13 protein-coding genes are annotated in these 10,433 nt (G+C 36.7%); 2 read left to right on the top strand and 11 right to left on the bottom strand.

The window, feature by feature from the left end:
* The first annotated feature begins 208 nt into the window (after positions 1–208).
* Together R4Y45_RS06790 and R4Y45_RS06785 are read left to right on the top strand one after the other, a co-directional pair.
* Entirely contained in the window at positions 209–1,267 is a 1,059-nt protein-coding gene (locus tag R4Y45_RS06790; protein ID WP_339970420.1) for a zinc ribbon domain-containing protein, read from the top strand.
* A 203-nt stretch (positions 1,268–1,470) separates the two neighbouring features.
* Complete coding sequence (locus tag R4Y45_RS06785) at positions 1,471–1,749, top strand: hypothetical protein (RefSeq protein WP_339970419.1); 279 nt, start codon at positions 1,471–1,473, stop codon at positions 1,747–1,749.
* Between the two features lie 54 nt (positions 1,750–1,803).
* On the opposite strand, the gene R4Y45_RS06780 is transcribed toward R4Y45_RS06785, so the two are convergent.
* Genes R4Y45_RS06780 through R4Y45_RS06730 form a run of 11 tightly spaced genes read right to left on the bottom strand, consistent with a single transcriptional unit; the run spans position 1,804 to position 10,431 of the window.
* Positions 1,804–2,334, bottom strand: coding sequence for a biotin transporter BioY (locus R4Y45_RS06780; RefSeq protein ID WP_339970418.1), 531 nt, complete (start codon positions 2,332–2,334; stop codon positions 1,804–1,806).
* 14 nt (positions 2,335–2,348) lie between these two features.
* Positions 2,349–3,125 (bottom strand): biotin--[acetyl-CoA-carboxylase] ligase, encoded by a 777-nt coding sequence (locus R4Y45_RS06775; protein ID WP_339970417.1) that lies wholly within the window; start codon positions 3,123–3,125, stop codon positions 2,349–2,351.
* Positions 3,118–3,750 carry a 4'-phosphopantetheinyl transferase family protein gene (locus R4Y45_RS06770; RefSeq protein WP_339970416.1) on the bottom strand — a complete coding sequence of 211 codons (633 nt, stop codon included), beginning with the start codon at positions 3,748–3,750 and terminating at the stop codon, positions 3,118–3,120. Before R4Y45_RS06770 ends, R4Y45_RS06775 begins: the two co-directional genes overlap by 8 nt.
* Before the next feature lie 24 nt (positions 3,751–3,774).
* The gene (gene fabI / locus R4Y45_RS06765; RefSeq protein WP_339970415.1) at positions 3,775–4,533 is read right to left on the bottom strand and encodes an enoyl-ACP reductase FabI; all 759 of its coding nucleotides are present in this window, start codon (positions 4,531–4,533) and stop codon (positions 3,775–3,777) included.
* Between the two features lie 24 nt (positions 4,534–4,557).
* Positions 4,558–5,328: an acetyl-CoA carboxylase carboxyl transferase subunit alpha gene (accA, locus tag R4Y45_RS06760; RefSeq protein WP_339970414.1), complete on the bottom strand. Its 771-nt coding sequence runs from the start codon at positions 5,326–5,328 to the stop codon at positions 4,558–4,560.
* A gap of 12 nt (positions 5,329–5,340) precedes the next feature.
* Positions 5,341–6,177: an acetyl-CoA carboxylase carboxyltransferase subunit beta gene (locus tag R4Y45_RS06755; protein WP_412747371.1), complete on the bottom strand. Its 837-nt coding sequence runs from the start codon at positions 6,175–6,177 to the stop codon at positions 5,341–5,343.
* Positions 6,164–7,534, bottom strand: a complete 1,371-nt coding sequence (gene accC / locus R4Y45_RS06750) for an acetyl-CoA carboxylase biotin carboxylase subunit (RefSeq protein ID WP_339970413.1) — start codon at positions 7,532–7,534, stop codon at positions 6,164–6,166. Before accC ends, R4Y45_RS06755 begins: the two co-directional genes overlap by 14 nt.
* A gap of 19 nt (positions 7,535–7,553) precedes the next feature.
* Positions 7,554–7,982 (bottom strand): 3-hydroxyacyl-ACP dehydratase FabZ, encoded by a 429-nt coding sequence (fabZ, locus tag R4Y45_RS06745; RefSeq protein ID WP_339970412.1) that lies wholly within the window; start codon positions 7,980–7,982, stop codon positions 7,554–7,556.
* A 3-nt stretch (positions 7,983–7,985) separates the two neighbouring features.
* On the bottom strand, positions 7,986–8,462 hold the full coding sequence (accB, locus tag R4Y45_RS06740; RefSeq protein ID WP_339970411.1) for an acetyl-CoA carboxylase biotin carboxyl carrier protein: 477 nt from the start codon (positions 8,460–8,462) through the stop codon (positions 7,986–7,988).
* Between the two features lie 6 nt (positions 8,463–8,468).
* Positions 8,469–9,698: a beta-ketoacyl-ACP synthase II gene (fabF, locus tag R4Y45_RS06735; protein WP_339970410.1), complete on the bottom strand. Its 1,230-nt coding sequence runs from the start codon at positions 9,696–9,698 to the stop codon at positions 8,469–8,471.
* A 10-nt stretch (positions 9,699–9,708) separates the two neighbouring features.
* A complete protein-coding gene (locus R4Y45_RS06730) occupies positions 9,709–10,431 on the bottom strand; it encodes a 3-oxoacyl-ACP reductase family protein (RefSeq protein ID WP_339970409.1) in 723 nt (240 codons plus the stop codon).
* Between the last annotated feature and the right edge of the window lie 2 nt (positions 10,432–10,433).

Here is a 10,433-nt window from a genome sequence, read left to right as displayed (position 1 = left end):
AAAAAAGCGAATCCAACAATAAAGTAGATATAAGTTCGCTTAATTAACTTTTGTTGCTGTTTTTCTTGTTCGTTCATTTGAAGAACCTCTCTTTTATTTGGTTATTATGGTAATAATTCTAGCATAAATTGAGTGATTGATAGAGCGTATTGTGCAATAATTTGAATAGAAACTATCAAATTTTATTAAATGAAAGGTTGTGAGGTTAATGGTTGAAAAATTAACCAGAAAAGATGACAAAGCTCATCGAAAATGCACTAAATGTGGCACGATTCTGAGTGAAGATGCACAATTTTGTCCTAAATGTGGACAGAAAGTGAGGTCTAAGTCAGAATCAGCTCAAAATTTTGACAAATATAAGCCCAATCCAGAACGGTTACAGCAATTAAAGCAATTCTTGCAAAATAACTTTGAGTTAGTTTATACAATTTATGGATTACTCTTTTTATTTACGCTATTTTCTAAATTGCTAGGATTTCTATTAGTGATTATCTCAGCTATTGTGTTGTATATGATGGGACTTTCTCACAATGGCAAAACAATTAAAGCTAATCAGCAAGTTAAAGACTTTTATGCTAAAGTTTTTCACCGAGTGAAAGACAGTGTCGAAGAGGCCAATACAAAACGTCAAACAGAACAGTCATCTGATAAGCCTGATGTTTCAAAAGCTGAACCTCATCACGTTGCAGAAAGTAGCGAACCTGTTCAGCCCACTAAACAAGAAAAAAATAAGCGTCAGACTTATTATCAAAAAAAGAATTACATTAAAGCAAGGGGGTCAGGCTGGTCATCCTTCTTCTTATTCCTATCTAGTCTAGCAACTTTATATGGAGTTTTAGGAGCAGGATTCATTTCTAATAGTAATGTCAGCTTGTATGGACTTGTTGGGCAGACGACTTCATATATTAGAATGATTGAAGGCGTGGGCCAATTCTTTGGTAGTTCTGCTGGAAGTGGTGCAGGATTCGTCCAATCTCTTGGATATGGTTTAGTTTTAATGCCTATCTTAGTTATCGTTCTATCGTGTTTTACACATTCCAAAATATTACGTTTTTTAGGTGCCGTGGCAGCACTTTTAGAAGTCGGTATTTTTGGCGTTATGATTTATTATGTTAGTGAAAAAGCTAACCATTTCTTAGGATCTTATTCAGGTAGTGTCGTTAATCCTAATTCAGGTATTTTTGGCATGACAGCTAATATCTTTATAGTAGCAATGGCACTTATGATTATCTTTTCGCTATATCGTCTATTTCAGAAAAAACGATAAAACCACTATATCCTGTATCTTAAGTAAGTAACTAACGCAATCAGTTGTGGATAGTCTTAACAAAACGCAACGATTTCCAAAAAAATTAACGGTTGATATCACGCGGTTTCGCCTTGATTTTTTCTATTTTTATCGTCATTAAATTAGCTTATTTGACTTTCCTTATGCTAGAATAATTCTACTAACAAAGAGGGAATGATTTAATGACATCGGAAAGATTAGAAACCTTATTAATGGTTTATATTTATAATGAAATTAACAGAAAAGGGTTTGTCAATCGTAAAGATTTAGAGAAATTCGAAGTAGAAAATGGTGTAGACTTTGATCAAATTAAAGTGGCATTAGATGATTTTAAAGAACGTAACTTCGTTAAAATCAGCATTCGCCAAAAACCTAATAGTGATTACTTCAGTTTATTAATTGATAAAATTAATGCTGAAGGTCTTCACTTCTTAAATAGCCGTGTACAAGAAACCCAATAAAATAAAAAGACTGGTAACGAAATAATCGTTACCAGTCTTTTTTTAATGAGTGAGCTAAACGTGTTTTTTAACACGTTGGTAAATCATAAAGCATACAATGACTTTAATCAAATCACCTGGTAAAAACACGATATTAGACCATAGTACTTGTAAATAAGGAAGATGAGAAACAAGACTCACCCCAAGTGATCCGATGATATCGACAAAGACAATGCCGCCAATGATGAGACTAAACAAAGTCGCATACCAAGTCTTAAAGCGGTTATTAATAAAGCGATGTGTCAAACTAACAACAATCGGAATACCTAACCAAGCTAGCAGATAACCACTTGTTGGACCAAAGAAGACACCAATTCCGCCACGTCCCCCAGTTAAAAATGGTAAACCTAACGCAACTAGAATTAAGAATACCAGCACAGAAAGTGTGGCTCTTTTGGGTCCTAAAAGTGTTGCTGCCAGCAATACGCCAAAGTTTTGAATCACTAATGGAACAGGCAAAATCGCAATTGTAATGGGTGGAAAAATCCCAAGTACAATGATTAATGCCGTGAATAAAGCCGTGTAAGTTAAATCTTTAATTGTCATAGTTCCTCCAAAGACTACTTAATTAGTTTAGTCACATCACCACTATAAAAAGTCGTTAAATCTAGGTTTTTTGGATCTTGTAAAACAAGTCCGCCCTTAGTGTTGAAGTCTCGTACAATACCTGTGTAAGACTGTTTTCGACCTTTTACCGTGATAAATTGATTAAGTAGGCTAGAATAATTTTTATAATCAAGTATCAACTGATTATCCAGTTGATGAGTAATGCGGTTCAAAATATGATGGACTAAGTCAGCTAGAAAATGAGTTAAATCACAAGTATTTGTGGTAACAGATGTCGCAATTTGAGCTAGTTCATATGGAAAAGAGGGGGTTTGAATGTTCAAACCGATTCCTATAACCAAAAAAAACTGACTATCTTTTTGTACTAATTCAACTAAGATACCGCCACATTTTTTACCATTAGTTAAGACATCATTCACCCACTTCAATTCAAAGAATTGATGGGGGAAATAACGTTTTAAAGTATCAACTGCTCCTAGTCCTGTCGCAATCGTCACTAATCCAGGATTGAGGTTTTTTAAGTGCTTAACAGGCAAAATCAAAGTCGTATACAGTCCCTTAGGCGAAAAAAACGCACGACTTTGTTTACCATAACCTGCTGTTTGCTGAGTTGAAGTAATGATTGTTGGAGTAATATCTGAAGTTTCATCAATATATTTTTTAGCATAAGTATTAGTCGAATCAATTGTTTCAAACGTTAATAGTTTGAAATGAGAGAGTGTTTTGTGCCAGTTGAAAAAATCAAGTTTTGAAATAGTTGAGTTAGTCATAAGTATCCTTTGTTTGATTGGTTTCTAAAGCAACACTTAATAGATAATCAGTAGTTGAGTGATCAAATAAGGTGAATTGTTGATCATATCTTTTAGCTGATTTAAAAGTTACTAAGTCAATTTCAACGGACTTGGGATTACCAGGTAGCCCAACACCAATTGCTTTGAGTACCGCTTCTTTAATTGTCCAGAGTTTGAGTGCGGTATAAGCTTGTTTGGCTTCATCTAATGACATCAGGTAATCCCATTCTTTGGTTGAAAAAGCCCGATGAAATCGTTTGGGATTGATTAGTTTGTATTGTTCAATATCAGCACCGATGTTGCTTTGGCTAGTTGCCACAACAACGTGTTTATCTGAATGGGCAATACTAAAGAAAAAAGCATTGCTTTTTTTGAGAGTTGGTTTACCAAGTGAATTAAAGGCAAACAATTCATTAGAGAGAAGACGGTTAAAGGGAAGACCAGATAAGTCAGCCAATAATTTTCTTCCTAAGATAAATTGGTTTTTTTTCAATTCATTTTTGGGTAACTCTAAGCAATGCTTTGATTGATTGAATTGTTGAAAGAGTGGTTGATGAAGGGTATTGTCTGTCGTATCGTATTTAAGATGATAATGACTTGACATGGTACCTCCGAAAAGAACAGTTTTTTATGAAAGGTGGACACCTTTATCAACGTAGATAACGTCACCCGTTACACCAGTTGAAAGTGGGCTCATTAAGAATGTCGCAACATTTCCAATTTCTTCTAGTGTGACTTCGTTGCCATCAACTGTCAAGTCACGTGAAAGTTGAAGTAATTTAGAGTGTTCTTTGATTCCTGTAACGGCTAATGTTTTCATAGCACCAGCAGAAATTGAGTTCACACGAATTTTTTGAGGGCCAAGGTCACGAGCTAAGTAACGAACACTTGATTCAAGGGCAGCTTTTGCAACTCCCATCATATTGTAGTTAGGGATAGCACGAGTTGAACCAAAGTAAGTTAGTGTGGCAATGCTTCCACCTTCGTTCATGATACGGCTAGCAGCACGAGATACTGCGATTAGTGAGTAAGCACTAATATCTTGTGCCATACGGTAACCGTCACGTTTGGTGTTTAATACGCCACCTTCAAGTGTTTCTTTATCAGCAAAAGCAATCGCATGGATAACACCATCAATGTTACCGTGTTTTTCATGAATTTCTTCAAATGCTTTGGTGACGTTATCATCATCAGCAACATCACAAGCAATCATTGATTTATCTTCGCCAACAGTTCTTGTTAGGCTTTTTTTCATACGATCGTTTTGGTAAGTATAAATAACTTCAGCGCCGTTTTCTTCTAGTGCTTTAGCACAACCCCAAGCGATACTACGAGAGTTAGCAACTCCCATTACGACAATTTTCTTTCCTTGCATTAACGTACTCATTAAGTCTTCACTCCATCAATTAAATTAAAATTTTCTAAAACGTTGTTTTCTTTGGTTTAATAAATCTTCTGTTGAAAGTGCTTGTAGTTTATCGATTTCAGCTACTAATAAGTCTTTCAGCTTTTGAGCAGAAGGGACATCTTGAACTTCTGGTACAATTTTATCAATGATTGCTTCTTTGAGTAATTGTTCAGGAGTCAATTTAAGTTCTTCTGAAGCTTGTTCAACTAATTTGGCATCTTTCCATAAAATAGCAGCGTAACCTTCAGGAGATAAAACAGAATAAGTACTATTTTCAAACATCCAAACTTGATCTCCACAAGCTAGTGCTAAAGCACCACCACTTCCACCTTCTCCATAAATGACAGAAAGGTAGGGAACAGAAAGCTGAGCTCCTTCAATTAAACATTGTGCAATGGCGTCACCTTGACCGTTATATTCAGCATCAACACCAGGATAAGCTCCAGGTGTATTGATAAATGTAATAACCGGACGATTAAAACGCTCTGCTTCTTTCATTAAGCGTAAGGCTTTACGATAGCCTTGAGGTTCAGGACTTCCAAAGTGGCGATCGATGTTTTCTTTGGTATCAGTACCTTTTTGGGTCGCAATAATTGTAACTGGTTGGTGATTTAACGAGCCAATCCCAGCTTTAATTGCTTCATCATCCTTATTGTGACGATCTCCGTGAAGTTCAATAAAGTCTTCAAAAATCGCGTTAATTAACTCATCTGCTGTGATTTTTGAAGGATGACGAGCAGCTTGAACTTTGTCATAAGCGGTTTGTTTTGTCATAAAATCACCTCGTTACTTTGCTTGATGCCAACGCAATAGTTTGGCAATCACTTCTTTTTGTTTGTCTCTTGGGGTAATCAAATCAACGAACCCATTTTTCATCAAGGTTTCAGCTCTTTGAAAATCTTTAGGGGCTTTTTGATGAATGGTTTGTTCGATAACACGTTGACCAGCAAACCCAATTAAAGCATGCGGTTCAGCCATTGTGATATTACCTTGCATGGCAAAACTAGCGGTTACCCCACCAGTTGTTGGATCAGTTAGCACTGTTAAGTAGAATAAGCCTGCTTTTTTGTGTTCACTGACAGCACGAGAGACTTTGGCCATTTGCATAAGTGAAAAAATGCGTTCTTGCATTCTAGCACCACCTGAAGCTGTAAATAGCACAACAGGTAATTTTTTCTTGGTTGCTAGTTCAAACAAGCGAGTTAATTTTTCACCAGTCTGACTTCCAAGACTTCCCATAATAAAGTAAGGATCCATCACACCTAAAGCAAAATCTTGGTCAGCAATTTTAGCTAAACCAGTTAAAACACTTTCATTTAGACCCGTTTTAGCTTTTGCTTGTTTGATTTTGGCTTGGTATTTTTCTTCAGGAAAGTCAGTAGCTGAAGGTGCTAATTCTTTTTCAGTTTCGCTAAAGTCATCACACAATAACTTGATGCGGTCATAAGCCATGATACGAAAGCCATAGTGACATTCAGGACATTGACGAAACTCATCAAGTTGTGTTTTGAAAAACTTAGCTTGGCAATAAGGACACGCCATCATGGTATTAGATGGGATATGATCCATACGCTCGCTAAGTTGTTTTGGTGTTGGTGATTCAAATAAATTATTTTGTGTCATCAGATACCCACCTTTTAAAGAATGAATGCTCGATGTAATCGTTATTGAAGGTTTCATTTTCAACTGTTTCATCAGAAAGTAAGTCTCTTAAGAAGAGGTGATTACTTTTGACACCTTCAATTTCGAATTCGCCTAATAGACGTTTCATCTTATTAATTGTTTGTTCACGTGTATCCATGTGCACAATTAATTTGGCAATCATTGAATCGTAGTAAGGGGAGATGAAACTGTCTGCTGTAATACCTGTATCAATACGTACGCCAAGCGTTCCCATTGGTAAATTCAATTTCTTGATTTGACCAGGAGAAGGGGTAAAGTTTTGAGCTGGGTTTTGAGCATTAATTCGACATTCCAAAGCATGACCGGTAGCTTTAACATCTTCTTGTTTGAAAGGAAGTGCTTCACCAGCAGCTACTTTGATTTGTGTCTTAATCATTTCAACACCACTGACTTCTTCAGTAACGGTATGTTCAACTTGTAATCGAGTGTTCATTTCCATAAAGTAAAAGTTTTGGTCTTCATCCATCAAGAACTCAAAAGTACCCGTATTTAAATACCCGATTTCTTGACACGCTTTAACCACGATTTCACCAAGTTGTTGACGTTGGTTATCGTTGATTAGGCGACAGGGGGTTTCTTCTAGGACTTTTTGGTGATGGAACTGCAGTGAACAGTCACGTTCAGGGAAATAAACGGTATTACCAAATTGATCGCTCATGACTTGAACTTCGATATGCTTAGCTTTTTCGATAATCTTTTCTAAATAAAGACTCCCATTATTGAAAGAAAGTTTGGCTTCTTGTTGAGTTTGTTCAAATAAAGTCAGAACTTCTTCTTTATTATTAGCTTGACGCATACCTTTACCACCACCACCATCAGCAGCTTTTAGCATAACTGGGTAGCCGATTTGTTCAGCAATTTTGACTGCATCTTCAGCTGTATCAACTAAACCATCACTACCAGGAATAACAGGCACACCGCTATTTTTCATTGTTAAACGGGCGTTAGATTTATTTCCCATCAAGTTGATGGTTTGGTATTTAGGACCAATATAAGTAATGCCGCAACTTTCACATAGTTCAGCAAATTCAGCATTTTCAGATAAAAATCCATATCCTGGATGAAGTGCTTCACATCCGGTTAGAACAGCTGCACTAATGACTTCTGACATATCAAGATAAGACTTGTTAGCTGGACCTTCACCAATACAAACGGCTTCATCAGCTTGTTTGACGAATAATTCATTTTTGTCAGCAGTTGAATAAATGGCAACAGCTTTAATATTCATTTCTTGTAAAGATCTAATAATTTGTAAGGCAATCTCTCCACGATTAGCCACTAAGACCTTACTAAACATGATGTAATTCCTCCTCGGATTATTGGATAGCAAACATGAGCTCCGCTTCACAAATAACCTTGTTATCTCGAACGACTTGTCCTGTCCCTAATCCGATATTGCGTTTGATTTTGGTTAATTTAACCTCAAGTGTTAACTCATCACCAGGATAAAAACCATCTGAGAATTCAGCTGATTTAATCCCACCAAAGAAGGCGTTTTTACCTTCAAATTCTGGTTGTGAAAGTAAAGCACAAACACCAGTTTGTGCGAGTGCTTCAATAATCAAAGGACGAGGCATCTCTAGGTGATCGGGATTTTGACTTTTGAAGAACCACTCGTTAATCGTGACGTTTTTGGTTGCAATGGCATTTTGCCCAGGATTGATTTCTTTAATGGTATCAATCATCATAAACGGGTAGCGTTGAGGAATTGCTTCAAAGACATCATGGTTACTGTATTGAGTCATAACTTACTCCTTAGGTTCGATTGAAAATAGTGATTGGTCAAATTCAACCATTGTGCCGTCTTCAACATTAACTGAGCTGACAACACCATCAACGGTACTTTTGACTTCATTAATCATTTTCATGGCTTCAATCACACAAACAACGTCACCTTTTTTAACAGAGTCACCAACTTTTTTGAACACATCAGCATCAGGTTTTGGTGCTAAGTAAGCCACACCAACAAGTGGGCTTTTGATGTCTTCAAGATTAGAAGGGGCAGCATTTGCTGTCCCTTCAGTTTCTGTTGGAGCTTCAGTTGTTATAGGTGTATTTTGAGTTGTTGGTTGAGCAGCAGTTACAGCTTCAGGAGCTGCTACTTGAGGCGCTGCACTTTCTCTTTTACTTAGGGAAAGTTTGAAGTCACCTTGTACTAGCTCAAACTCTTTGAGTGAAGAATTTTCAAATTTATCAAATAATTGTTCAATTTGTTTCTCATTCATTAGTCATTAACTCCATTTTTTGAAAGCAACTACAGCATTGTGACCACCGAATCCAAATGAATTACTGATGGCATATGTAATATCTGCTTTCGCATTTTCTTTGTTAACAAGTTCAATTTGGCATTCGTCATCTTGTTCGTAAACACCAACATTTTCAGGCATTTGGCTGTTTAATAAACTACCTACTGTGGCAACGGCTTCAATAGCACCAGCAGCACCTAACAAGTGACCAGTCATACCTTTAGTACTACTTGTTCTAACGTGGTTATTTGTACCAAATAAGCTTGCAATGGCTTTTGATTCACCAGAATCATTAGCACCAGTAGCTGTTCCGTGAGCATTGATATAATCAACATCATCAACAGAAATACCAGCTTCATCAATAGCTTCTTTCATAGCACGAATGGCACCTTTACCTTCAGGATCAGGTTGTGTAATGTGGAAAGCATCACTTGTGCTACCATATCCGACTACTTCACCTAAAATGTTAGCACCACGAGCTTGAGCGTGTTCTAAACTTTCAAGGACTAATGTACCAGCACCTTCACCCATAACGAAACCACGACGGTTTTTGTCAAAAGGCATTGAAGCTTTAGCTGGGTCTTCAGCAGTAGAAAGGGCAGTTAGAGAAGCAAATCCTGCAATACCAATTTCATTAACAGAAGCTTCAGAACCACCAGTAATGATAGCATCCGCTTTGTTTTGTTTGATTAATTCAAACGCATTTCCAATAGCGTTAGTACCAGAAGCACAAGCTGTTACAATAGCTTGACTTGTGTTTTTAGCATTGAAGTGCATTGAAATATTACCAGCAGCCATATTGATAATAGCATTTGGTACAAACATAGGGGAAACACGTTTAGGACCTTTGTTATTCATTTTAGTGACTTGTTCTTGGATAGTTGTTAAACCACCAATACCTGAGCCATAAATAACACCTAGACGTTCAGGATCAATATTAGCGTCACTTAATCCTGCTTGTTCCATAGCTTCAATGGCACTGTAAAGTGCGTATTGTGAGAATAAATCCATTCTCTTAGCTTGTTTTTTTTCTAAGCGTTTTGTTGCATCAAAATCTTTGATTTCACCTGCAACAGAAACACCAGTATTACTTGCATCGAATTTTTCGATTTTAGAAATACCTAATTTTGAATCTAAGATAGATTTGATGAATGATTGGCTATCGTTACCAAGTGAGGTAACAGCCCCCATTCCTGTAATTACAACTCTAGTCATAAAAGCCCTCCTAAATTGTCAAACCGCCATCAACGGCGATAACTTGTCCGGTGATATATGGATTTTGAATTAAGAATTCTACGGTTTGGGCAACTTCATCAGCTGTTCCAAAACGTTTTAAAGGAATTGTTTCTTTATAGTAATCCATTGTTTTATCACTAAGTGCATCAGTCATACTTGTTTCAATCATACCAGGAGCTACAGCATTACAACGAACGCCACGAAGAGCACCTTCACGTGCGATTGTCTTAGTTAAACCAATAATGCCGGCTTTACTTGCCGCATAGTTAGCTTGACCGATATTACCATTTAGACCCACAATACTTGAAAGGTTAATAATATTACCAGAACGTTGACGTTGCATTTGTTTTAATGCAAATTTAGACATATTAAATGTTCCAGTTAAGTTTGTGTTAATCACATCTTCAAAATCTGCTTGTTTCATACGTGTCATTAATTTGTCACGTGTGATTCCTGCATTATTAACTAAAACATCTAAATGACCATATTCATCAACAATATCTGAGATAATTTGTTTGCTGTCAGCTTCAGAAGCGACATCGCCTTTAACATAAGTTAAGTTGTAGTCATCAAAAATTTTCAATTGTTCAGGTGTTGGGTCGCTATGAATATTAATAACGACTTTAAAATCTTGACTTAAACGCTTAGCAGTTGCTAGTCCGATACCTTTGGCACCACCAGTGACTAGGGCAACTTTTTTTTCAGTACTCATTT

This window comes from Holzapfeliella saturejae (assembly GCF_037546065.1).
GTDB lineage: Bacteria > Bacillota > Bacilli > Lactobacillales > Lactobacillaceae > Holzapfeliella > Holzapfeliella saturejae.
This window is presented reverse-complemented; position numbering and strand designations above follow the sequence as displayed.